This is a genomic window from Legionella hackeliae, from assembly GCF_000953655.1.
Classification (GTDB): Bacteria; Pseudomonadota; Gammaproteobacteria; order Legionellales; family Legionellaceae; genus Tatlockia; species Tatlockia hackeliae.
This window is the reverse complement of record NZ_LN681225.1, coordinates 606377-632540: the sequence shown is the minus strand read 5'-3', so window position 1 is coordinate 632540 and position 26164 is coordinate 606377. Positions and strand designations below refer to the sequence as shown.

Below are 26164 nucleotides of genomic sequence, written 5' to 3'. Positions count from 1 at the left end.
TTTTATCCTCCCTGAATAATGCTTAAAGTAGTATCGATGACATTAGATGAAATCACAGTCTGCGATCTCATCCAACGTTTATTCGTTTGACTTTTATTCGCGACCGATTAGCCTACAAAAGCGGGATTATCGGTACGAAGGAATATCTGAGTAAAATAAATTTTTCCACGACTGTCGCGAGCAAGTCCTATTCCTGTCAAATTGTAACTCCCCAAAATATTACGTCGATGTCCTGGGCTAGTTAACCAGTTTTTTACAACATCTTGTGCGTCTTTGTAATTGTAGGCTACATTTTCTGCCCCACCGCGACACTGTTGAATCTCTGAATATAATCTCTTGATGCGTTTATTAAAATCCTGGTGGCCAAAACCAATTTTATGAGTGGCCATTTCGCGACTATGTATTTCTGCCTCTTTTGACATGATTACATTCATCTTTAGCGGTTTTAATCCTTTTTTTGCGCGATATTCATTAACATAATATAAAATTGCTTTTTGCATAGGAGAGCCAATAGCCACGCTTTGATTGCTTGTTTTTGCTGCTAACGTGGGTTGAACCATCATCAATAATGAGGCAAGGCATACGCTTAAAAATAACCTTAGTTTTTTCATTTAATTACCTTTTTTCTAATTAAAACTATAATATTTTTCATGCATATTGTTACAAATTTTTTGCGTTTGTCCATAATTTATTTAAATCAGTGCCGATCTTTTATTTAGGAAGGAAACTGCACTATACTTCGATGATAAAAAATAATGAGATAACGCAATGAATATAATGCAAAGTTTCAAAAATTCATGGATTTTTTTGAACTCTTGTCTTAGATTTCTTACAAAAAATCCTGACCTACTTCTTCTGCATTTTTTTAGTAATTGCCATGATTCTTATCATAGCAAGCCTTATTATTTCTTCTTTTTTTGAATTAAATTTCTTGGTCAATAATTTTCAACAACATCCTATTTTTGTATTAATCTTAGGACTGGCTTTTTATTTTTTCCCTTCCTTCATTGTGCTTCATTTTAATGCTTCACTAATCACCTGTCTTATTCACCGTTTGCAGGGGGAAAGGATAAGTATTTTTACAGCCATGCGGCTTACCTTGCAAAAAACGAGCGCATTGCTGCAATGGACCTTTGTAAGCGCCACCATTTGTGTGATTCTTAACGCACTGGAGCAAGCACATAGCCTTGTGGCAGACATTATTTATGCCATTTTTGGCTTTTCCTGGTCAGTAACAACCTATTTTGTACTTCCAATTATGATTGCCGAGAATGTGGGGCCCATCCAGGCATTTAAGCGCTCTATTCAATTGATTGGTAAAGGTTGGCGAAAATTTCTTTCCGTTAATTTTATTCTCTTTCTTATTATCGCAGGGCTTGTTGCTTTAGTTTATTCAGTGTCCATTTTCTTTAATCAATTCCAGTTAAACATGGCAATTACTATTCCATTAATCCTGTTTCTTGTCGTAATGTGGTTTATTATCAGTAAAACATTTAATAGTATTTTTAATAGCGCACTTTATTTAACGATAAATAATAAAAATTTACAGGGGTTTGATGAAGAAATATTATCAAAATTTATGGTGAAAAAATAAAAATTTCAATCTATTGCGTGATCTATTCCCGACTGAAATTTCCAGCAAATTCGCTCATACCCAACACATGGTATTCCATCGCTTTAATAATATCCTCTTTAAGCGCAGACTGGTCATAAGGCAATACAATATCTAAAGCATACAATTTAAAGACATAACGATGACTGGTACCAGAAGGTGGACAAGGACCCTTATAACCTGTTAGCCCCCAACTATTCTTTCCACTGATAGCGCCCTGAGGTGCTTCTCCTTCAGTAAGGTTTCTTATCTCTGGAGGGATATTAAATAAAAGCCAATGCACCAAGACTTCATCTGCAGCATCAGGATCCTCAATGATTAAAACAAAGGATTTGGTCTCTTTTGGCGGATTTTCCCAAAATAACGCAGGAGATATGTCAGCACCTACGCAAGTATATTTTTCTGGAATAAATTCATTAGCATCAAAAACAGGGCTACCGAAACGAAATTCTTTGGTATCGGCAAAGCTAAAGAAGGAGAGGAGTATAAGCAATAACAATACAACTTTCTTCATTCCCTGCACCTCCACAACACTCGCTAAAAAAGAATCCTCTCTTTAGTTTAGCCCTTAACAGCCATTTTGAGTATTTTTACAAGCCTAATCCCGTTTTTTCATAGTCCTCAAAATGCGAGAACATTTTCTCAGTAGCTGTTTGACGCGTAAAAAATCTATCCAGGAAAGTAGGGGCTCTATGGACCTGTATTTCTTTAAGATGTGAATTTTTCCATTGGTGTAAGTTTGAAAAGAAAGAGGTAAGCGACTCATCACTCTTTTTTATTTGTTCATTGTAAAGCGCTTTTAAAAGTGCAAACTTATCTTGTGTTTCTTTTGATTCAGGAGCAATGTGAAGCATTTTCTCTAATCGATGAAACATCTCATTCATCACTTTCAGTTTTACAGGGTCTAAATTTGTCGATGGAGGGGCGGGCAAAATATAAAATGGCATTTCTCTATCTGGATGCACTAGGAAAGCTCGTTTAGTCTCTGCGCCCCGAGTGATTTCAAGCTCATCACCATTGGCAATTAATGTGGTCTTTAGTGGCAAACCAAAAAAGAATTGGGAAGAAATATTATCTGTCGAGTGTGCATCATGATAAACATAATTTATGATTGATTTTGCTGTATGACGACAAGTATTTTTGAAATTAGCTTTTTGAGCATCGCCAATAAGATTTTCTGCTTCTTCGCTTACTTTCTTATTCAATTCAATGGGCTCTGCAGTTAATCGAAGCTTTATTTGGGTATCGGTTTGTTCTGCTGGTCTATAACAATCGATTTCCACCTTTTCCTCTTTTTCAACTCGTTGAATTAAATCAACGAAATCGACATATTGTTCGGGGCTGATTGAATAAGCAAGGTAGCTAATAGGAAGTTTTCTATCTTTCTCTTTATAAATTTTCTCATCAATCAATCCGGCCATTGCAGAGGAGAAAGTAAAACCCAGAGTTGGTCCACAAAGATCAGTGAAAGATCCATATACCACTTTCCCCATCCTCGCTAAGATATGATTTTTATTTTTAGTTTTTACCCCGGCAAAAATAAAGCTATGTGAGCCATATTTCGCCATGGCGATGTAGAATTCATCGGACTTATTAGCAAGGATTTCAATCATAATAATATCACTTATCAGCTAAGCTGAAGATAATAGCATTCAAGGCTTAAGAAAAAATTAAGGATTAGCAAGCCATTTTAATGACAGATTGTAAAATATTTGCGGCGATAATTTAAGAGAATACTTCTTTAACGCCTGGAAAATAGTTGTCTAAAGGACATTTCGTTGCAATTATTAATAATTTGTTGCTTTGTTGGTCACTACAAGTTAACAATGATGCATGGAGAATTGTCGTAGAGTTTCCATGTTAATTTATAACGGTAAGGAACTAACAAAATATAAGGATAAAACAGGAGGTAAGAATAAAGATCCGATTGATGGCTTTTATCGGGATTCTGATGGCAATGAATTCTTTATTAAAAATCCGGCGGATTCGAGAGAGCTCTTTACTGAGTTATTTGCTGGCCTCTTGTTAGAAGAGTTTAAACGACGCGATTTGATTCCCAAGCGCTATCATTCATCATTTATTTGTTCAAATTATATCCGCCTCGAGGATGGCTGCTATGCTCTGATTCAGCCTAAAGTCTCATTTAAAGAGTTATTTCACGTCATTGGCACTGGCAATAAAGAAGGGTCTGACCGGCACAGTCTCACAGAAGTACTTTTCGGACCTGATTATTATGTACGTCTCACTGAAATAGAAAGCCATTTTGGCCTTTCTATGATCCTGATGATTTCCTTGCTCTTTGGTGATTACAGCGTTCACAGCGGCAATGTGGTTTGTTTGAATTCTACAACAAAGGCTATCCAATTTGGACGCATCGACTTAGGAGCTGCTTTTCGCAATTTTGGTTATAAAGCCAATAATAGCAATATATTATATCCGCTAGAGTACCAAGGATGGTTCAATCATACAGGCTTAACCAAAGGCTATTTTTTAAATTACAAAAAAATTATTGGCCTTTTTCCTGCGATTGCCCAAAAAGCCAAAACACTTGAGCAGAAATTAAGCACCCCCTTACTAGAAGATACTATTAATACGGTCTTAGCAAAAATCCCCGCCGATTTAATAGACGAGTCAGTTAAAAACAGACTATCTAGTTACTTAGGTATTTCCTCTTTCAGCGAGATTTCTTTAGGTAAAGAGCAAAATAGTTCATCATTTTGCCGAGATTTTATTGAAATTTTAGAGTTACGCTTAAAAAAAATTACTGAACTCCATGATCTTGTGCCTGCAGACTACGGCAAACTTTACCGCTCGAAAAGCAAGGAAAATCTAATTGCTCACCAAAAGTTAGCGTTACTGACTAACAATAAGTTGTCTTTTCCTCAGCAAATGGAGACTTGGCAAGCGCTGCTTGCGGGAAGTAGAAGCGCTTGCCTGACAGCAGATAAAATCCATTTGGGAGAATTAGTTGCTGAATTTAATCATTTTCTTAATACTCTCATCGATCATGTGGCATCGACTCAAGCTAAAATTGATGAAAGCACACTGTCTTCACAAAATTGCCAGGAAGACATCGTGTGTTCCTGCCCGGAGGCCCTTTATCTGCGCAAATTTTTTACTTTGAATAGAGATGGCATCCCCACTTTTAGTGAAAATACCTTAGAAGGCTTACCAAATCCTCACGACCCTCCGTGGAGTACAGTTCACACCCTGTTGACAGCAGGTTTTAACATCCTTGTAACGCTTCGTATCACTCAAGAAACTCAATCTCTTTCCGACCCAGACAACACCCATGATTTTGCACTTTGTAATTTATTTTCCAACCTTGTGGTGCATTTGGCTGAATTTCAACAAGCCTATCAAGCCTTAAAGTCACACTATAATCTTGCTGACCATGCACCTCAAATTATGCCCAAAAGTTCAAATGCAACCTCATCTTTGTCAGAAATTAATCCATTCCGAGAAGAAGCAAATAAAAATCGCTTGGCTCAGACCAAGTCAGGAAAATACCGCTTTTTTAATCTCGCATCATCACAAGAGGGTGTGGAGCTTGATACATTCAATTGCCCCAAAGAAGAAAATAACTTAGATGTTAAAGAGGATATTACTACCAATCAAACTGTTTAATAAGAATTATTCGCAAAGTCGTTGGTTAACGGTATAATTGATTTTTTTATCGAATGCATAGATTGCATTTAAAAAATATTTGACGTGTCACCTTCAAATCCAAACCCTATTGTGGAGGATAAATAATGCATTTATTTGATCCTGGTAAACTGTTAAACATTACTTATGCCCTAAGCATATTCTTCATTGGCTATTTAGTTGCAAAACGAATAGCAGTAATTACAGAACGAACGCTTGGCAAACGATTTTCCCGCCATCATACATTACTCGCAAGTCGTTTTACTTTTTATCTGGTTTTTACCATCTTTTTTGTAACCAGTTTACAACATTTAGGGTTTAAACTGAGCGTTTTATTAGGGGCTGCCGGTATATTTACTGTTGCTGTGAGTTTTGCATCTCAAACTGCCATTTCAAATTTGGTCAGCGGAATATTTTTACTTTTTGAGCAACCTTTTAAAGTGGGAGATACCGTTGAAATAAAGGGCATCAATGGTATTGTTGATTCTATTGATTTATTGTCCACCAAATTAAAAACACCTGATAACAAATTGGTGCGAATTCCCAATGAAGCGATGATCAAATCCGAAATTACCAATTTAAGTTATTTTTCCACGCGTCGCATTGATTTGATTATCGCAGTTGCCTACGATTGTGATATCGCGCATGTCAAAACCAAGTTACTCACCATTGCTGATAATTGTGACAAGGTCTTAAAAGACCCGCTACCCAATGTGACCATTGATAACTTTGCCAACTCAGCAGTTGAACTTAAATTTATGGTTTGGGTGAACACAGCCGAGCTCGCGGCTGCACGAAATTTGTTGCAAGAAATTATTAAACAGCAATTTGATCTGGCAGGTATTGAAGCCCCTCCACCACAGGTAACAGTACATCGAGTATAACTATGGATCCTGTTACTCAGGGTGCTTTAGGGGCTGCATGTGCCCAAGCAATTCTACATAAGAATGATAAGCATAATGCCTGGATTGTTGGTGGTCTTGCGGGTATGGCGGCAGACCTTGATATCCTGATTAATTCCACCAACGATCCTATTCTATTCTTTATCTATCATCGACACTTCACCCATTCTTTGAGTTTTATTCCAATAGGCGCAGCGTTAGTTTCATTGTTTCTCATCCTTTTTAAACGACTTCGCAAGGCGCCTTTACTGACGTTTTTGGCTGCACTTATTGGCTACGCCACGCATGGCTTACTTGATGCCTGTACGAATTACGGGACACTACTCTACTGGCCCTTTTCCAATACACGAGTCAGTTGGGATCTAATTTCTATTATTGATCCCTTTTTTACATTCCCTTTAATTCTTGGCTTGGTCTGGACAATTATTAATGATGACGTCAAAGGAGTACTGCTGGGAATAGTCCTTGCTGGTATAGTGCTACTGTTCAATGCATTCCAACACCAGCGAGCAATGCATTTAATACAATCTTTTGAAAAACAACATCGTTTAACTCTACAAAAAAAACGAGCATTTCCCAAAATGACAAGCTCTACACTTTGGCGAGGGATAGGAGTTCATAATAACCGCTTTTATGCTTTGGACATGACAGTCCCCTTATTAGGGCAAGGGCATACACGCCTGATTGCTAATTATCCTTTAGCGAGTCATCCACATCTTCCTGATTATTTAAAAAACTCACCCTCGTTGATGAGAGATTTTTTTGTGTTTTATTGGTTTACTGATGGTTACATTATCCTGGCAAAACGATTACCATTAATGGTTGCAGATGGTCGTTTCTTGCTCGATGAAAACCCAACTATAAGCCTTTGGGGAATTCTGTTTCTTGAGAATCACCCCCATATTCAGCGCCTTAGTTCAATACAATTGGATAAATAGAATGACAATAGCTTTACTCGCTACCGGGGATGAGATTATTCATGGTGACACTCTAAACACGAATAGTCATTATATTGCTCATGCTCTAAGCTCAGAAGGATTACCACTTGGTTTGCAGATGGCCTGTAGTGATAAAGAGCATGAGATTCATGAGTGCTTCAAGTTTTTGACAAAACATCATGATGTAATCATTGCTATTGGTGGCCTTGGCCCTACTTCTGATGACCGTACGCGTTTCGCTTTAGCGCATTTTCTGAAAACAAAATTGATTGAATTCCCTGATGCAAGTGAACACATTGAAAATCGTTTGCGAATTTTCGGGAGACAATTAAATGCTGGAAATAGACAGCAAGCACTTTTTCCCATGGGAGCAACTTTATTGCCCAATCCAAATGGAACTGCTTTAGGATGTTCCTATCAATGGCAAAACAAACTTTATATTCTCTTGCCTGGTCCTCCCAGAGAATGTTTGCCAATGTTTAATGACTATGTTTTTCCTTTATTGCAAACAAGACAGCATAGCAATAAATGCATTCTAAAATGGCGTCTTTTTGGTGTTGCCGAAGGTCTAATTGCCGAAAAACTTGATAAAATCCTGGCTGATTTCGACTGTCAAACAGGTTATCGTCTTGAAACCCCTTATGTTGAATTTAAAGTACGCTGTAAGGCAGAGATAGTTGCTCAAATTAAGGAACGGATTGATTCAGTTGTTGCCCCTTATCTTATTTCAACTATAGATAAAAAAGCATCAGAGCAGTTTTGTGAACAGATTTTACAATTAAAGACGCCCATTTCGATTGTTGATGAGGTTACTGGTGGGCTTTTGCAAACCCTTATTCAACGACCGGAAAACTATGATTTATTACAATTTAATAATTGCAATTCACATACGTCTATACGCTTTCATCTGCGTGGTTTAGAAGAATATTGGCACCAAAGGCCGATAAGTGGAAAAACCCAAGTCTACATAGACTATAGTAATTCCACACAACAAGGCACAGAAACTCATGAGCTTGCTCACCGCAGCGCATTGGTGGTGCACCTGGCTGCGGAATGGTTATGCTTCCGCCTCTCTCATCTCATCAATCAACTGCATTAATGCGTAAGACAATTGTTGGGTACCTTCTCCACTGATCGCAGAAATACAAAAAACTTTTTCTTTCCAGTGTAGACCGTCAATGATGGCTTGCATCGCCTTTTTGCGTTCTGCTTCATCATGAATTAAATCGATTTTATTCAATACTAACCATCGGGGTTTATTAAGAAGCTCAGGATCATACTCGCCAAGTTCCTTAATGATCGCTTTTGCTGAGTCGACAGGATTAGTTTCATCAAGAGGTGCAATATCAATGACATGCAGCAACACGCAGGTACGAGATAGATGTTTTAAAAAGCGATGTCCAAGACCAGCCCCTTCAGCCGCACCTTCGATAAGTCCAGGAATATCAGCCATAACAAAGCTTTTATGAGAAGACACACCAACCACACCTAAAGAGGGATGTAATGTAGTGAAAGGATAATCAGCTACTTTGGGTTTCGCACTGGATACCGCACGAATTAATGTAGATTTACCCGCGTTAGGTAGACCCAATAAACCAACGTCTGCTAATACTCTTAATTCCAGCCGCAAGTGACGTGCTTCACCGGGTGTTCCTGGCGTTGTTTGTCTGGGTGCACGATTGGTGCTACTCTTGTATCGTGTATTTCCCAAGCCATGAAATCCACCTTGGGCAACTAGTAAACGCTCACCTGCTTGATTAATGTCACCAAGAAGCTCTCCCGTATCAACATCAAAAACCATCGTCCCTACGGGTACACGAATGATTAGGTCTTCCCCTTTTTTACCCGTGCAATTGCCTCCCATTCCTGGTTGGCCATTATCGGCTTTATAATGACGCTGATAGCGGAAATCAACCAATGTATTTAGCTCAGAACTTGCTTCAAGAAAAACACTACCACCATCGCCACCATCGCCTCCATCTGGACCACCGCGAGGAACAAATTTTTCACGCCTGAAGCTTAAACAACCATGGCCGCCGTTACCAGCTTCTACTTTAATCAGTGCTTCATCGACGAATTTCATGATTTAATCACCTAAAAAAAAACCCCGAATACGGGGCTATTAACTATTCAGGCTCGGCTCCAAGGGAAAAATCAAACGTGACAACTACTATCCATTACTGGTGTTCTTCGCAGTACTGTGAAGATAATTAGGACTGGATAAGAAGAAACAACAACGAAAGTTAATTATTCTTATCCATCGCTTTGAGGCATCTTTCTATCAGAACGAAGCCTCAGCCTTTGAGCTTGAGCGCAACAATATATGGTTTTACTTATTCCTGGACAGCTTCAATGCTAACAAACTTGCGATTTTTCGCACCTTTGATAGAAAATTGTACAACACCAGCAACTAAAGCATATAACGTGTGATCACGACCACAACCTACACCGTTGCCTGGGTGAAAACGTGTTCCACGTTGACGTACAATAATTTCACCAGCATTAACCATTTGGCCACCATAACGCTTAACACCAAGATACTTGGGATTCGAGTCGCGGCCGTTACGAGTACTACCACCTGCTTTCTTATGAGCCATTTCTTCTCCCCTATTTACTTACTAATCGCAGTAATTTTTACTTGCGTATAATATTGACGATGCCCCATTTGTTTCATATGGTGCTTACGACGACGGAATTTAATAATTTTAATTTTTTTATGTCGGTCATGACCGAGAACTTCAGCTTTTACCACAGCATTTTTAACCAGTGGTGCGCCACAAGTAAATTTGTCACCGTCAGCAATCATAAGAACTTCAGAGAAGCTTACTTCATTACCGACGTCAGCGGGCAGTAGTTCCAGCTTAAGAATGTCACCTTCTTTTACGCGGTATTGCTTACCGCCGGTTTTAATTACAGCATACATAGCTATTCTCCAGCGCCTAAACGGCTTTCACAAATTCAACAAAGTGGCATATTCTATGGGATAACTACAACGACTTCAAGTTGATTTTAAATTATACTTACTATATTGCGTATTGAATCGCTTGAACTTCGAATATTATAAAACAAAACTCAATTTGTCCCCACGCGAAGTATATTATATACTATGTCGCCCTTTCCTGCATTTAGGTGTTTTGTCCTGGTCGCGGGCGAAACAAGGGTTTACTTAAATTATGGAGACTTATAGATGTCAACAATCGTTTTAGAAGCTGAATCAAGAAAAGATATAGGGAAAGGTGCGAGCCGCCGCCTACGTCGTCTTGAAAACAAAGTTCCCGCTGTTATTTACGGTGGTGAAAAAGCACCCAAATCAATTCACTTGCTACATAATAAAGTGATTAAAGCTTTGGAAAGTGAAGCTATTTATTCAAGTGTTTTGGACTTAAATATTGATGGTAAAGTTGAGCATGTCATTCTGAAAGATTTACAGCGCCATCCTTACAAGCCTGTTATTTTACACATGGATTTACAGCGCGTTTCTGCAAAAGATGTTCTGGTAAAAAATATTCCTATTCATTTTACCAATGAACAAGCCTCTAAAGGCGTGAAAGCAGGTGGTATTGTTACGCACACAATGACTCAGATTGAAGTACGCTGCAAAGTGAAAGACTTGCCTGAATTTATTGAAGTTGATATGACCAACGTAAGTTTGGATGACGTTGTTCACGTCTCTGACCTTAAATTGCCTAAAGGCGTTCAACTGGCTACTGCCCTTGATGAAAGCCACAATTTACCCGTTGTAAGTATCCATGCTCCTAAAGTTGGTGCTGTTGAAGAAGAAGCTCCTGCTGCTTCTGCTGCTGTTCCTACTACCGAACAAGGTCCAGAGCAAGAATCATAACGATTTTAAGGCGGGTTCATTCCCGCCTTGTTTTTAGACAGCAATAAATCTTTCCAAGTTAATCATATACATTATATAGAATACCATCATGGCAATTAAACTTATCATTGGGTTACGTAACCCAGGTTCTGCCTATGAGCATACACGACACAATGCCGGAGGATGGTTTGTTGAAGCATTAACTCGTCATCACGGTGCTTCATTTAAAGTAGAAAAAAAATTAAATTGTGAATTAGCTAATTTTGAGATTAAAAATACTCCCTGTAAAACCGTGCTCCCGCTCACTTTTATGAACCATAGCGGTATGCCTACGAGAGAAGTAGGCCAATTTTATCGCATTGAAGCCGATGAAATTCTTGTCGTTCATGATGAGCTTGATTTGCCTGCTGGCCGTATCAAAATGAAAACAGGGGGTGGGCATGGCGGTCATAATGGATTACGGGACATCATTACCCAGTTAGGAACTACCAATTTCCATCGTTTAAGAATTGGTATTGGCCATCCAGGACATAAAGATATGGTATTAAATTATGTGTTAGGCAAGCCATCACAACAAGATAGACAATTAATATTTGACGCTATAGAAAGAGGAATTGCAGCGATGCCAACTGTTTTAACGGGCACTATCGCTGCCGCAATGAATTTAATTAATGGATAATCGTTTGGATAGTTAATATGACTCTCCACCTGGATTACTAACCGAGGTAAAAAATATGGGATTTAAATGTGGAATTGTGGGCTTACCTAACGTGGGTAAGTCAACATTGTTCAATGTCTTAACCAAAGCGGGTATTGAAGCGTCCAACTACCCTTTCTGCACGATTGAACCGAATGTTGGTATTGTCACTGTTCCTGATCCAAGGCTCGATGCTTTAGCAGAAATAGTAAATCCACAACAAACGCTCCCTACAACCATGCAGTTCGTTGATATTGCCGGTTTGGTTAAAGGTGCTGCCAGTGGTGAGGGTTTAGGAAACCAGTTTTTAGCGAATATTCGTGAAACCGATGCAATAGCTCATGTCGTTCGTTGCTTTGAAAATACTGATATCATTCATGTCGAGGGTAAAGTTGACCCAATTAGTGACATTGAAGTTATCAATACAGAGCTTGCTTTAGCGGATATGGAAACTGTTGACAAAGCATTAATGAAAGCCGCCAAAAACAGCAGGAGCGGCAATAAAGAAGCTCTTTTTGAAAAGCAAACATTGGAAAAAATAAAACAACATCTTGATGCAGGAAAACTGGTAAGAACATTGGATTTAAGCAGTGAAGAAGAGATTATTGCTCGTCGCTTGTTTTTATTGACTGCAAAACCTGTACTTTATATTGCCAACGTCGATGATAATGGTTATGCCAACAACCCGTTTTTAGATCAAGTCACCAAGCTTGCTGCGGAAGAGAACGCCAAAGTTGTCGCCCTCTGCGCTGCAACAGAAGCTGAACTCATGGACTTAGACGAGGAAGATCGCAGAGAGTTCATGGCTGATCTTGGTCTAGATGAGCCTGGTTTGAATCGTGTAATTCGCGCAGGGTATGACTTATTAGGCCTTCAAACTTATTTTACCGCCGGAGTCAAAGAGGTACGCGCCTGGACCATTCCTAAAGGTGCCACAGCCCCTCAAGCCGCAGGTGTTATTCATACTGACTTTGAAAAAGGCTTTATACGTGCCGAAGTTATTGCTTATGACGCATTTATTGCACATCGTGGAGAGCAAGGAGCAAAAGAAGCAGGAAAATTGCGTCTTGAGGGTAAAGACTACATCGTTTGTGACGGGGATGTCATGCATTTTCGCTTTAACGTCTAACTAGCTTAAGCCGTTTGTAGAAAGGTCCTTTGTTATTACCTAAGCCCGCGGTTTTTTGTACCTTACCCTAATTGGCCCTACGCACCGCGGCTTGTCCGCGGGGTTTAACGATGGCTCCGTACTGGATCCCGAGGACAAGCCGCGGGACGTAGGATATAGATTACGTGAACTTAGAGTAGGGATTACCACGGGAAGACACGAATTGTCGTGGTCTAGAGTAAGAGTTCACCTACAGATAAATTGTGACAACTTATCTTATACCTATGCCCCATCTTATACCCCCGTCCCCATAATATACCTACACCTCATCTATACCTCCGCCCCATCTTATATACTTACGCCCCATCTTTATACCTACGCCCCGAGGCTTGTCCGCGGGGTCTACGATGGCTCCGCGCTGGCTCCATGGACAAGCTGTGAAGCGTGGGATATAGACTACCGCAGGACTTTAGAGTATGAATTACCGTGAGGCGAGGTAGATGCTTAACATACTACGCTTTTAGTCTTCCTCACTTTTAGGTAAACTTGACATTATTTTATGCCCCCCTTAGCATGCATAAATTCTATCTTAGAGGATAAGTAATGACGGTTGCCCGTTTACGTGAATTAGTTAATGCAGATTTTGAAGAAGTCAATGCACTAATTATTGATAAAATTCAGTCTCAAATTGGTTTGATTGACGATTTAGCGCATCATATTGTGCAAAGTGGTGGCAAACGCTTACGTCCTCTATTAGTACTTTTAGCAAGCCATGCATGCGGTTATCAGGGAAATGATCATATTGCCCTTGCTGCCATGGTTGAATTTTTTCATACAGCTACGTTATTACATGATGATGTTGTTGATGAGTCCACTTTACGTCGTGGTCGAGAAACAGCCAATGAAATTTGGGGTAGCAAAGCGAGCATCCTGGTTGGAGACTATTTATTTACTCAATCCGTTCAATTGATGGTAAATGTTAATAATTTTCAAATCTTGCGTTTATTAGCGAATACTTCTCATGAAATAAGCTGTGGTGAAGTTAAACAGCTTGTCAATCGACACAATATTGAATTAACTATTGATGAATACCTCGATGTAATTCGTGCTAAAACAGCCCTGTTATTTGCTGCGTCAGCCGCAATTGGAGCACATTTGAGCCAAGCTGGTGAAAAAATAGAACAAGGACTTTATGATTACGGACTGCATTTGGGAAATGCTTTTCAACTCATTGATGATGCTTTAGATTATTGTTCTGATGCTAAAACTATTGGCAAAAATATAGGCGATGATTTGGCAGACGGTAAAGCCACTTTACCTTTGCTGCATGCATTACAGCATGGCAATACTTCTCAGCAAAAATTAATTAAAAATAGTATTAAAGAAGGTAGCTTGCAGAATTTATCAGAAATTTTGGCCGCTATAGAAGACACAAAAGCAATAGAGTTTACTCGAAACTACGCTGCACTCGAGGTCGATAGAGCACTCACTGCTTTACAATGCTTGCCTGCTTCAGTTTATAAAGAGGCTCTTGAAGAGTTAGCCCTTTTTGCCATCAAGCGTGATCATTAATCGGAGTGTAGCTCAGCCTGGTAGAGCACTGCCTTCGGGAGGCAGGGGTCGCAGGTTCAATTCCTGTCACTCCGACCAAGCCCAGCTCGAAGTTAGACAGGAATTAATGCAAATGCTTTGAATCTTAGGTCGACTTTCACATGGTAGAAGTGTTAGTAACGTTTATCTCCTCTTGGAGAGTACCTTCACTCTGTGGACGGGTCTCTTCATCAGCCTCTTTAGTTGAGGGGTGATCAAGTGTATCCTCTTCATCGTTAACATTTGCAGAAGAAGACACAGAGCCTGGGACGTCGTTCCTGGGTTTTAACCCATCTACTTCCATTATCTTACTATAACTGCTGCCAAAAGGTACCTCAGTAACGCTGGGTCGCTCTTCATTATGTTCCGTCACTACTACAGTCCTTGGGATAGCATTAGAAGTTTTAGCACTTGTTTCAGCTGCTTCTGGAGCTTTAGGAGAAACCAATGGGGATCCCCAAGACCCAAAGAAAAATTGGGATGTACTCATATTACCATTACGCCATGCTTTGAAGTTGGGAAACCAGATCCCTTCGCCTCTCCAGGCAGCGGCAAAGTTTTTGAAAAATGCTTTGAAACTGTCCCATTTGCTTTCATAGATAACAGCGCGACCAACATAGGCAGGATCATAGGTCTTGGCAATTGGTGTTTGTAGAACCGTTTTCTGTACTTGCCGAGTAAGCAATGCTATAACGTTCTCAGGAAGACTAAGTCTAGAAAGCTCTACTCGCAATTTGCCCACCTTAACTTTGTCTTGAGGCTGTGCTTTATTCACTTTACCCGCCTCAAATCTTGCCTGGAGATCAGCTTTCATATTTGTCCATTCTGATTGCAGAGCAACTTGATAGTTTTGCAAATCACCATTGATTTGCTCTATGTTAATTGGCTCTTTCTCCAACTGAGCTTGAATTTTTGGCAACAATTGATTCCATAATTTATCACCTTTATCAACAAATTGTTGCCAGGGTACAAGAACCTCATCCGTGTTATAACCTGCGGCGAGCGAGGCTTTAAACTCGTCAAAAAACTCTTTTGTTAACTCGAGTCTAAAGTCATTAACGACATCTTTGATGAGACGCTGTTTCTGCTCAAAAACATCCATTCTTGCTTGTAAAAGCTCCAGGTAATCGTGCGTTGCTGTATAAAGCTCCAAAGGAATACTCTTAAGACCTAAGAATTTCTGGATTCGTTCGCCTTCACGTTCAATATCTAAAATTAATTGAGAATCCCCTTCAGCACCAAAGCGACCAGCACGACCAATAATTTGCCAGAAATCGCGTACTCGAGGGAGATAAGTACCAATCACTTTGAGTCCTTTCTTTATAGCCTCACCATGAAGCTCAATATCCGTACCTCTACCAAGCATAGCGGTTGAAACAGTAATCGCACCTGGCTGACCTGCTCCATCTTTAACATGGGCCAGTTCTTCCTCAAGAGGAGTTTCAGCACTGATACGTTTTAATTTTTGCTTTTGGGTATCGGTTAAATTTTCTTCCAGGAATTTATAAAGTGCTGCACTCTCATTATCGTCTTCACAAACCAAAAGAATGGGTTGGTCATTTTCAATCGCCGCGATAATGGACTTTAGAATTTTTTGTTGCTGAGCAGTTTTATTGTTAGTCAGTGCAACTGGAAAATCAATCCGTTGCTGACCACGGTGCCTAGGCACATCAAGGAACGTCATCGACTTAGTTTCTACAAGCTCTCCATGTTTATTTCTAACTTTTTGTGCATAAGCCTGTCTTGCTTCTTCTTTTTCTTGAACAGAACCAGCGGTACCTGTGACAGCCAACATTTCGCCTTCTTCATACTCATCCAGCAGGGACTTACTAGTCGACGAATAGACGATTTGCGTTTCAGGATCGATATAGAATGGTGTTGGATAGACCTTTTGATTCACCTTTTCTTTTAAAGGATCACGTGGTAATAAACCTGACCTAACCATATTTAATCGAGCATGCAAGCATTGATGAACACCAAAGGAGAATTTGGCGGCACCACTTGCACGACCATCAGAACGTAATTGTGCTTGGTTTACAAACTGAGTACCATGTTTGGTTTGCACAGTAACATCTTTAATGATGGTAAATTGATTGCCTAATTCCAGATGCAAAGCCTGCAGGGCTGCGAATTGCCAAGCTTCCAATTGGTTCTTGGAGACAACTGGTCTTGGCATGTCTTTATTAAACTCAAGGCGTGCCATCCACTCAGGATGGTCTATTAATTTGCCTCGAGCAAAGTTGATGAATGCTTCATTACATCGATCAGCATCTTTTTTAAATAGTGCTTCATTACCTTCTTGACTAAAGAAATCAACCAACAACGGATAAATCCATTCCATTCCTCGTGTTTCAGGATTGGCTTGTGCGGAATAATTAAATCGAGTATTCGCACAGTCAAAATACGTTTTATCCGCCTCATCCAACATTAGAGCGCGCTTTTTGGGATCGGCTTCAATGACTAAACTCAATTTGCCTTCACTACGTGCTTTGTTGCGAAAGAGACTCAAATTCGTTGGGTCTGAAAAATGAATACCGCCATCCAATATATATTCTTCTGGAGGCATATCTGATTTAATTAAACGAGTTTCAGCCCCAAATGATTTAAAGAATGCCTGGAATTCAAGGTAATCTCGAGTTGCTAAAGACACATCGGCGGTAACGAAATCTACCGTGTTCCCTAAAGCATATTGACAGGCAAGAGAGATCATCATTATACGAGACTTACCCTCACCTGTACCAATTTGACTTGTTACGTGCCCACCTGCTTTTAACATAGAGTGGATAGCGAGGTATTGGGTTGTATTAATTTCAAAGGAGCGACCCCATTTGCGAGTTTTACCCTCACCCACAGCCTCAAGACCTTTGGTGCGATATAGCAATTCCGCAGTTAAAGCGACTAATCGGGAAGGATCTTTACGGTTCGCTTTCTGTAAATCAGCATCAGAGCGAATTTGTTTAATTTCCTCGATTAACTGAGCAGTATCTAAATGTTTGACACCCGCATCACCGTTAACCTCTGCATCTAATTGCTTCAGATCATTCTCAGTATAATGAATGCCTTTTAACTTTTTGACCTGCTCTCTTGCTTTTTTAAGATCAAAGCCATTGACGCCCTCTTCTCGTTGTACAGGCTCGCGACTCCAACGGTTGTATTCAAAGACAATATTACTGACAAGATTTTCTGCAGGTATATTGTTAACAGCATCATCAAACCAAGAATTAACCTGCTCGAAGGAAGGGTATGGCGCATTGGCGAATACTTTCTCAATTGTTTGCTTGTAAAGTACGCCTGTTTTTTCATCCGCACATCTTGAAATCAGACCTTCAATATCTCGAAGAGAACAAGGTTTGTTGTTATTTAATAGAGCGGTGACAACCGTTAAAATCTGCTTTTTAGCACCTGGGTTGTTCTCATCTAATTTAGGGAAAGCAGTAAATGAATACTCGTGCTCACCTTTCTTGATTGTTTGACCACTGAGAATAGCAAATAAATCGCGATAATCAGTTTTTACACGATTTTTATCTTTTAATGCTCCCAACTCAGGTTTCTTAGCGACTGCACCAAAATGTTCGCATAAACTGATAACGAGATTTTGATCGTTGAGTGCTTCAAACTCGGTTTTCAACAGGTGGATATTGTTGAACGCAGCTATAATTTGCGAGCCATCTGTTGTATTAAAACTCAGATAATGGCGACACTGTGCTAAAATCTGCGATTTGGCACTTGGGTTACTGTTAATTAACTCTTTAATTAAGCCGAACGTTTCAGCCAGAGCAAAAGTATAGGATTTTGAACTACTAATTAAAGTATCCAACACGTTAGATACATTTTTAAACAACTCACGATTGGGTTCTTTTACGATGTCTTTCACACCCATTTGAGCAGGAATTATAGTTACATCTTGATCGTCTTCCCCATCAGTTCTTGTCCCTGTTTCTTTAGCTTCAGTAGTAGGACTCTCTTGCTTAGGAGGAATATTCTCTCTTGGAGTAACAGTTTCCTTCGAACTTCCCCAAAGCCATTTACCAAACCTTTTTGCACCATTGAATACGGTTTTACCAGCAGCCTTAGCGAGCTCAGTTGCAACAGAGGAAATAATCGTTTTTGCCGGTTTTTCTTTTATAATTCGTTGTTCAGGCGTTATAACGTAGGGTTCCGTTTCCTTCTTTTGCAGCCATTCAAGATGTTGCCTTAGATCCAAGATCTCTTTTAAATCAGGTCGATAGATCGCTAAATTGTTAATCGCCTCTTCAATCTTAGATAAATCAGTACCTTCAAGAGCGGATTTTAATCGAGTCAATGCATCGACTAATAGCGGCTTAATATCAAATTCTTGTTGCAACTCATTAGGATTAGCTGCTAAGACCACATCAACAGCCAAATTAGCAAGCTCAACTTCGCCAATGTCATTCGTTTTAATCTCACGAATTTGAGGAAGAGCCTTGGTTAAAAAGTAAGTCGCTTTTTCGGTTAAATTTGCAATCGGCTGATGTGGAAATCTATCGGCCACTTGTAAAAAGTAAATGAAACTACTTGAGCCTCTGTTATTAATGGCATCCAACAATGCCAAATACTCATCGAGACTTGCCTCTGTTAGTTTTGGCTGTTGCAAGAGTTTAAATAGGTCTAATCTAGCTACAGGCGTTAAATCACCACCAGCAGCATGCAATTGCATAATAAGTTTAACCTGTTTCTCCGCATCTTCTTTGCTGTAACTTGTCTGGATCTTTTGTACAAGTTCTCGAGCCTCTTTATCCTCTTTAAATCGAGTATTGATCTCGAGTTCCACTTGTGGTGTAGCTTTTGTAGCTCGTTTATTTTTAAAATAATCCACTGGAAAATGCGCTTTCATGCGCGATTCAACGAAGTCAAGTAGAGCATTTTTATAGTCTGGATTTGCTTCAAAGATGTTCTCAATCAGTTTTCTGTGTGAGTATCTCTCACTAACTTCCTCCGCTTCAGCTTCCAGCTTCAACATTTTTTCGCTATACTGAGTCATATACTCTTCATCTATTGTTTCAGCTTTAGCTTTTAGCTCTTCTTGAAGACTAGTTTTCCTTGCCCGAATCTCCGAGTTAAGTCGCTGACGTTCGTCATTGAATGCCCCTTCGTGAAGCGCGACTTCATTTTTTATTGCAGGGATGAGCTCATATACTTTATCACCTAAAGTAAAAATGAATTGCTGCAAATCTTTTGCCTTCAATCGCTCTTTTGTGCCAGCCTTCCCTATATTGTTGATATCTCTAAGGAGGTTTATTCCGTAATTAACGAGGACATTCGCGTAATCATTATTGTTCTCTTCTCCTCTATTCTCATCTGAAAAAACAAATGGACAAAAATGGCCAGCTCGAGGATGTCCTTCTGGATAAACACTGCGTCTAAATTCAGCAATGACTGGATCAACGTTTTTGTCACTATTTTTATGTTCTGCAGGATAACGGTAATTAACTTTTACTTCTTTAACGTCAAAGGCTCCACCTTCTATAATTTGTTCTGCTTTTTTATCAGAATCAATATAAAAATAAGCGACCTTTAATACGGCACCAACAGGAAGCTCTTCACCGGAAGGAATTGGCTGATTTCGCTTACTTACTTCAGAATAATTCGCTGGATAAAAATAGACTTCTTTAAGCGCTCCTACAACTGGAGGCTCTGGTAGTGGTTCCTCTTCAATAATCAATCTATTTTCAGAAAGTATTTGACCTGCTAATTCATGTCCTTTAGGGTAAACATGCACCCAGGCTCTCACCGCACCTGGAATGGTAGACACATCCACACCATCAGGTATTCTAACGCCTTTATTTTCATGGGTTTCAGGGTAAAAATACATCTTCCTTAATTCTGCGACTATCGGAGCCGCTCGTAGATCCTTTCTTTCTTTTACTAACTCAATGTCTGGTAATAGTTGGCCAGCTAATTCATGTCCTGCTGGATAGACATAACCCCACATTTTTTCGGCATCAGGAATAGAGGACACATCTACATTTTCCGGTATTCTTTCGCCTTTCTTTTCATCGGTTTCAGGGTAAACATAGATTTCTCTTAATTCTGCTTCAATATTACTAACATCCGGTGGTAGTTGTTTGACTTTAACTAACTCACTTCCTGATACGACTTGACCTGCTAACTCATGCCCCTGAGGATAGACATAACCCCGGACTTTTACCGCGTCATCAATCGTAGAAACTTCATCTACAGGTATTATTTGCCCTTTGTTTATATGGCTTTCAGGGTAAACAAACATTTCCCTTAATTCTGCTTTGAGAAAACCAGGTATTTCCGTTCCTCTCTTTTTTTCCTCGGGGTAATTACCAGGATATAGATAGGAAATAGAACTAATCTGAGCTCCCTGTCTATCTGTTGCAAACAGTAATCCTGAGCGACCTTGTCGACTTAATTGCGGTACTTTTAACCCAGCTTTTTCATGACCTTCTGGATAGGTGTCAGGAGAAAATTTATTATTTATTGCAAACTTAACAGCAGAGGCCAGTTGTTTGACATCATCAGGTGTAATATGAAATGTACTCACATGCTCCTGCATTAAAAATTGAAACTCTCTAGAATGAGAATCCAAAGTCCCGCTAAACGCGAAATTAGTCTCTGCAATTTTTTCACTGACTTCAAGATGACGTACGAATAATGACTTATTATCAACGGGTTTATAATCATTATCGTCGTAAAATTTCATACCGAGATAGATATTATCTCCGAAAGAATAAAGTAAGGATTTTAATCGTTTATTGCATTCGAGTAATTTTTTAGCTTCTTCTTCCAGCTGGCTTTCCTTCCCACCAAAAAGCTTTTTAACTTGACCGACTGTTTCCCCAGCAAGACTAATATCATGAAATGGAGCCATCGATAGCGTGGTCAATCGGGATAGAACAGGCAATGCAGGTATTTTTCCTAATTTGTAAAGTTCGTCGACAGCCTGCTCTTGTACTTGCCGGACTACTTGAGATAACGAAGCTTTTACATCCTTAATTTCGTTGATAATATTCTTCCATTGCTCCATTGCCATTTCTGGTGTCTGTGCATAGAACTTATAATTATCTCCGGTGGTAGAAGCAAGTAGTAGGGAATACAATTTTGTTCTTGTCGAATTAAAATGTTCACCGGGAAAAGCATCATCAACTTTTTTCTTTGCTTCCTTATAAAAATCCAAGGCAAAACGATGTTCCTGATAAGCAAGATAACCATAAAAAAATTTATTGATCTCTTTACTATTCGTAACTTCGGTAGAGGAATCCCACTTATAGTTGCCGTCGTATAAATTCAGGGTCAGCTCTTTGTCAGGATCGATATCCATTTGTGGGATTACAAAGCCACATGCCCGAGGTTGACCTTTTGCAAAATTTAATGCTCGTAAGGCCCCCTCAGAAGAGAGATCGATTTCACTCATAACCTCCCATTGTGCAGCCCTGTCACTCTTATTATCCCACTTACGAGAGGTATCACAAAGACTTAAGATACTCAGTATTCTACCGACAGTAGCGGGTAGATTACCGATACCTTTAAATAGTACTCCGCTTTTTTTATTATCCTGGAAATATTTCTTAAAATCGATTGAATAGAACGTTAAGCCATGCTGTGCAATCGCTGACGAAAAGGCAGTAAAACTATTGTAAACTGATAAGAAATCATCTTCTTTTGGAACATGGGCTTCGTATAACTTATCCCACCATTGTCGTTGCTCTTTACCAAATGCGCCAATTGTTTTTGCAGCATCCAAGATTCGATCGTTTAATAAAAGACTTTCATAATTTGTACTATTTTGCGCAATTGATAAAAACAAGGCGTCAGACATACCCGGCGTTGCTACGATATCATCCCATTTCTTTAACAGTTTCTCTATGCCACCCGTACCGTATTTATCATACAAACGCAGTATTTCATTCAATGAATCATTGCTTAGGTGCAATTCTTCAACAGACATCCAAAGTCTGGCACGTAAACTACTTTGTTCTTCCTGCTCTAATACCGTAAAAAGAGGATGCGTTTCTGAGGCTTGTTTTCCTTTATTGTCGGCAATCGTCTTCGCTAAAGTAACAAAACTTCTTCTACCTGCAACCGACAGAAATCTATTTTCATCAAGCATCCAGTCAATAGAAATTAATGAGTTCTCATGATCTTCATCATAATTATCAGAGTAAGAATTCCTTGCTTGCTCTAAATGTTCGAAAATAAATTGTAATTTGTCATAATCAAAGTTCTCAACATCAACACATAATTCAACAAGCTCATTGATTTTTTCAACTTCCAGTGTCATTAACTGAGGAAGGAATTTACGAAAAATTTCACTATCCTTTTGGGAATACTGTTCTTCCTTTTGTAAAGATTGCCATAAAGCTTTAAGGGGGTGCTCGGAGGCGAGCTTCGCCAATGCTGACTCGACTACGTCGATACTTAAAACAGCCTCTTTCTTAGGTTCAACCAATGCAGGTGCAAAACTACCTTTAATTGTGCTAGCAGGATCGTAGTGAAGTAACGTGGCCTGGGGATTTTTCGGATCGGAAATTAATACAAAGCCTTGAGGTAACTGGTCAATATTAATACCATTACCTTTCTGGAAATATTTTTTGAATTGTATTAATTGTTCCAATGCTGTATCAGTGAATCCAGCAAATTGAGGATTAACATGAAACAATTGTTCCCCAAATTTTGTTCCTACTTTTGAGTTAGCAATATTCGCGCTAAGTGTATGCCAGTAATCAACAAATTCTTTTTTGGTGAGTCCGCGAGCTACCTTTGCAAAAATATTGAAAGCCGCTGGATCTTCAGAGGCTAAAGCTAATCTTAAATCATCGTGTGTTACCCGATTAATCTCCGTGTATTGCTTTGATTTTTCAGTTTTCGTTACAAAAGGATCAACTATTACGCTTTCCTCAACACCTTTTTGCAATTCAACATCAGTATTAATCGCTTTAGTAAAATCGACATCAGGACGCGCGCGAACAGGGCGGTCTTTTTTCTCTTTAGCAACCAGTTTTTCCTTACTTAAAGAAGTAACTAGAGTCTCGCTGTTTTTTTCACGTAAATTAATTGCTGTAGCCGCATCAAATTGCCGTTGTAAATTATGGGCTTTAAATTGTTCTGGAAGATCAATTTTTATAGCAATTTTTTCTTTTACTACGAAATCTTTGAGTTGTTTATAATCTTTTTCCTGCAAACGTCCTTGAGGATCATCAATCGTCAAGCGAACCAAATTTTGTCTTGATAAATTTTTTAAGGCTAGTTCGAGGTGTCTTACAAAACCTTCAGTCTCTTTCTCACCAATATCGACGTTAATTTGTAATGTGCGGAAAGGGATTGCAGAATCAGACACTGCCACGAAACTGTTTAAGCCCTTTAATGCTTCGCTGTCAGCATGACTTAAGCGCAGTACCGGAACAATAGAAGCAGTCTTGAAAACGTCATTACTGAGTTCAGTAAAGAAATGTTCATATTGAATGGCATCTAAATCGTCGCTTTTAGCCCCTATCGGAAAACTTAAAAGTTCTTGTCCCGCTGAGTAGGATCCAATCCCTTTAGTCACTGCTTCACTAATGATGGTTTGTTGTACAGGAGCAGCCTCTAACTTTTCTATAAATCTCTGTAGTTCAATATCATCAACTGTAACAAGCTCCGCATCTTTAACTAGTGGCTTTTTAAACTGTTGATGCTTCGCAAAAATATTGTAAATATCGACAGGGATATTAAAGCTCTCAAGCTGTATTTGGAAAAAATGCTTAACTAAAGTTTCACTATTTGTTTTATCTAAACTAGCATAGCTCGATGCTTGCAGGTTATTACCACGGACGTCAGCGTTCTGTAATAAAGCGTGTAACGCTCGATAACCACAAGAATAGGAATCAGTTTGTGAATGATTTCCAGTAATGCTGCTAGCAGGAACATGATGTCCCTCTTCAGTGACAAGTGTTCTTTCTTTAAAGGCCGGGTGGAAACTATCTTGACTATCGATAGCGGCCTCGATAGTTTCTTGATATTTTTTTCGTGTTTCTTGAGACAAACCAACACTATCTTCAATTTGGTAGCTAACTTCCCCACTAGTAGGGCTATAAAATACTCGGGCTGAAATCCAGTGACTATCACCGCAGTTGATGATTAAAGGAATGATATAATGGGTTCCTGTCTCTGTTGTTACTTCAATAGTCTTCTCAGTTCTCTTTGCTTCAATATCCTTTTTTGCCAAATCCAAAGTTGCAGCAATACTTTGAATAGAAAGAGGTACAATACTTACTTTTTGATCAAGCCCCATTGCTTCCAGCATGCGCTTTAAGTCTAAGTCGGTAACCCAATGTTTTCCGTTTAAAATTCCTCGGGTATATTTTTCCCTGATTCCCAATTGATTTGGTGCCTCATAAACCAAAACACGATCTTTTATTTTAAGTTCAGGATCTAATAGATAAGCTTTAATCCCAAATGCAAACTCTTTATTAAAACGAACAGGTTCATGACTCGTATCAATGGTTTGATCCAAAAAACGATGAAAGAGAGTAATATATTTTTGTTGTGCTAGACGTGTCGCTTCTACCTCGGAACCCATCGCAGCAAGATTAAAAACTTCAGTGTCGACATTTTTTTCCAAGAATTGTATTGCTTCTTTAAATGCAGTCGCATAGCGTTTACGCAAAGATTCTTTCTCAGGCTTAGGTTCTTGAGCCGCTTTGTACAATTCTTCTATGTAATCTGTAAATAATTGTTGTTGCTGCTTTTTATCGGGATTCATCGAGGCCCCCACAAATTGTGTAAAAAACTATCAAAAAGTATAGCTAGAAATATGACTTAACTCTAATTCTACTTGATTCTACTTAAGGCATTATTAACAAATAGAGTGAATTTGTCTAAATTAAAGTCACTCAGGCACAAAAAAATCATTTCGATAAGATAAATTATTAACCTTTGTGAGTTTTTTTCAACCTTTATTTTACTTCAGTTATGAGTTATATTGAAGATGGCACTTTCTAAACGGATAATGATCATGACAATTTCTTCTTATGAGTTGAATTACTTTTACAATGGCCTAAACCTCACGGCCAAAACCGCCTATGAGGGAAAGAAAGAAGAAGTTGATCAACTTATATCCGATGGGGGGGCCCTTGCTGATGCAGCCTATGGCTATGCTTGGGGAGAACATCACACACTTGTGAAAAATATACTCGACGCTCATCCTGAATTAATTGAGTATGCCGTTACAGGCTATGCGCGCGCAGGTAATAAAGAAAAAATTGCTGAATTTAGTAAGCAGGAAGCTCTTAAACACGCTCTTGTTTATGGATTTGCTTTAGCAGGAGATGAAACTCAAATTCGGGCAGCTTTAAATGCACGTAATGGCACAAAATATCTACCCGATATTATTAAAGGTTTGGCCAGTGCTAACCATATGGAACTGTTATTAAATTTAGCCATGAGTACGAAATTTTACCCTATTGCACTTAGAGCTGCTGCAAAATCTGGGCATGTAAGTCTTGTCAAAGCACTTCTTGATCAACTCTCTATTGATTTTGATAAATTAAGCAAACCTCTTGAAATAGAAATTAAAACAGCTCTTGGCTACGTACTGCAAGGTTATAGTGAAGGTCGTCATTTTTTAGAGGCAGCAGAACTGCTTAATTTAGGTGTTAATCCTATGTTTTGTTTGAATAGTCTTGAAAATGGCCAAGGAAAATTAGATGCCACTGATGCGAGCTATTTGCTTTCAGCGATAAAGAACCCCAAACTCCAGGATAGCATGAAAGAATTAATGGAAAGTCAATGTGGACTTAATCTTGAAACATTAAACTCAGAATTAACCTTTAAAACCATTGAACCTTATTGGCAACATACTGCATTCAATCATCATCAATAATACA

Annotated in this window: 17 protein-coding genes and 1 tRNA gene; 11 read left to right on the top strand and 7 right to left on the bottom strand. The window is 39.1% G+C overall.

The features are described 5' to 3' along the window. Positions 1 to 107 precede the first annotated feature (107 nt). The gene (locus LHA_RS02925; protein WP_045105206.1) at positions 108 to 611 is read right to left on the bottom strand and encodes a CAP domain-containing protein; all 504 of its coding nucleotides are present in this window, start codon (positions 609 to 611) and stop codon (positions 108 to 110) included. A 266-nt stretch (positions 612 to 877) separates the two neighbouring features. On the opposite strand from LHA_RS02925, the gene LHA_RS02920 reads away from it, so the two are divergent. Beyond that, complete coding sequence (locus tag LHA_RS02920; protein WP_045105205.1) at positions 878 to 1594, top strand: DUF6159 family protein; 717 nt, start codon at positions 878 to 880, stop codon at positions 1592 to 1594. A 22-nt stretch (positions 1595 to 1616) separates the two neighbouring features. Here LHA_RS02920 and LHA_RS02915 read toward each other — a convergent pair whose 3' ends face one another. Next, on the bottom strand, positions 1617 to 2126 hold the full coding sequence (locus tag LHA_RS02915; protein ID WP_045105204.1) for a YbhB/YbcL family Raf kinase inhibitor-like protein: 510 nt from the start codon (positions 2124 to 2126) through the stop codon (positions 1617 to 1619). Between the two features lie 76 nt (positions 2127 to 2202). After that, positions 2203 to 3225, bottom strand: coding sequence for a hypothetical protein (locus tag LHA_RS02910; protein WP_045105203.1), 1023 nt, complete (start codon positions 3223 to 3225; stop codon positions 2203 to 2205). A gap of 244 nt (positions 3226 to 3469) precedes the next feature. Here LHA_RS02910 and LHA_RS02905 point away from each other — a divergent pair, with 244 nt between their 5' ends. From LHA_RS02905 to LHA_RS02890, 4 genes are all read left to right on the top strand, one after another. After that, on the top strand, positions 3470 to 5239 hold the full coding sequence (locus tag LHA_RS02905; protein WP_052673565.1) for a hypothetical protein: 1770 nt from the start codon (positions 3470 to 3472) through the stop codon (positions 5237 to 5239). 125 nt (positions 5240 to 5364) lie between these two features. Then, positions 5365 to 6141 (top strand): mechanosensitive ion channel family protein, encoded by a 777-nt coding sequence (locus LHA_RS02900; protein WP_045105202.1) that lies wholly within the window; start codon positions 5365 to 5367, stop codon positions 6139 to 6141. Positions 6142 to 6143: 2 nt separating this feature from the next. Further along, entirely contained in the window at positions 6144 to 7097 is a 954-nt protein-coding gene (locus tag LHA_RS02895; protein WP_045105201.1) for a metal-dependent hydrolase, read from the top strand. A 1-nt stretch (position 7098) separates the two neighbouring features. Beyond that, positions 7099 to 8196, top strand: a complete 1098-nt coding sequence (locus LHA_RS02890) for a competence/damage-inducible protein A (RefSeq protein WP_045105200.1) — start codon at positions 7099 to 7101, stop codon at positions 8194 to 8196. Here LHA_RS02890 and cgtA read toward each other — a convergent pair. The 3 genes from cgtA to rplU all read right to left on the bottom strand — a co-directional run bounded on the left by cgtA (position 8155) and on the right by rplU (position 10020). Then, a complete protein-coding gene (cgtA, locus tag LHA_RS02885) occupies positions 8155 to 9180 on the bottom strand; it encodes an Obg family GTPase CgtA (RefSeq protein WP_045105199.1) in 1026 nt (341 codons plus the stop codon). The genes LHA_RS02890 and cgtA overlap by 42 nt on opposite strands. 250 nt (positions 9181 to 9430) lie before the next feature. Next, positions 9431 to 9694, bottom strand: coding sequence for a 50S ribosomal protein L27 (rpmA, locus tag LHA_RS02880; protein ID WP_045105198.1), 264 nt, complete (start codon positions 9692 to 9694; stop codon positions 9431 to 9433). A gap of 14 nt (positions 9695 to 9708) precedes the next feature. Continuing rightward, complete coding sequence (rplU, locus tag LHA_RS02875; protein WP_045105197.1) at positions 9709 to 10020, bottom strand: 50S ribosomal protein L21; 312 nt, start codon at positions 10018 to 10020, stop codon at positions 9709 to 9711. Between the two features lie 264 nt (positions 10021 to 10284). Here rplU and LHA_RS02870 point away from each other — a divergent pair, with 264 nt between their 5' ends. The 5 genes from LHA_RS02870 to LHA_RS02850 all read left to right on the top strand — a co-directional run bounded on the left by LHA_RS02870 (position 10285) and on the right by LHA_RS02850 (position 14372). Next, positions 10285 to 10938: a 50S ribosomal protein L25/general stress protein Ctc gene (locus tag LHA_RS02870; protein WP_045105196.1), complete on the top strand. Its 654-nt coding sequence runs from the start codon at positions 10285 to 10287 to the stop codon at positions 10936 to 10938. A gap of 88 nt (positions 10939 to 11026) precedes the next feature. Then, positions 11027 to 11596, top strand: a complete 570-nt coding sequence (pth, locus tag LHA_RS02865; protein WP_045105195.1) for an aminoacyl-tRNA hydrolase — start codon at positions 11027 to 11029, stop codon at positions 11594 to 11596. 55 nt (positions 11597 to 11651) lie between these two features. Then, the gene (gene ychF / locus LHA_RS02860; protein WP_045105194.1) at positions 11652 to 12743 is read left to right on the top strand and encodes a redox-regulated ATPase YchF; all 1092 of its coding nucleotides are present in this window, start codon (positions 11652 to 11654) and stop codon (positions 12741 to 12743) included. Positions 12744 to 13325: 582 nt separating this feature from the next. After that, entirely contained in the window at positions 13326 to 14294 is a 969-nt protein-coding gene (locus LHA_RS02855) for a polyprenyl synthetase family protein (protein WP_045105193.1), read from the top strand. Position 14295: 1 nt separating this feature from the next. Next, a tRNA-Pro gene (locus tag LHA_RS02850) sits at positions 14296 to 14372 on the top strand. 58 nt (positions 14373 to 14430) lie between these two features. On the opposite strand, the gene LHA_RS02845 is transcribed toward LHA_RS02850, so the two are convergent. After that, entirely contained in the window at positions 14431 to 25041 is a 10611-nt protein-coding gene (locus LHA_RS02845; protein ID WP_045105192.1) for a preprotein translocase subunit SecA, read from the bottom strand. Between the two features lie 252 nt (positions 25042 to 25293). Here LHA_RS02845 and LHA_RS02840 point away from each other — a divergent pair, with 252 nt between their 5' ends. Then, on the top strand, positions 25294 to 26160 hold the full coding sequence (locus LHA_RS02840; protein WP_045105191.1) for a hypothetical protein: 867 nt from the start codon (positions 25294 to 25296) through the stop codon (positions 26158 to 26160). Positions 26161 to 26164: the final 4 nt, after the last annotated feature.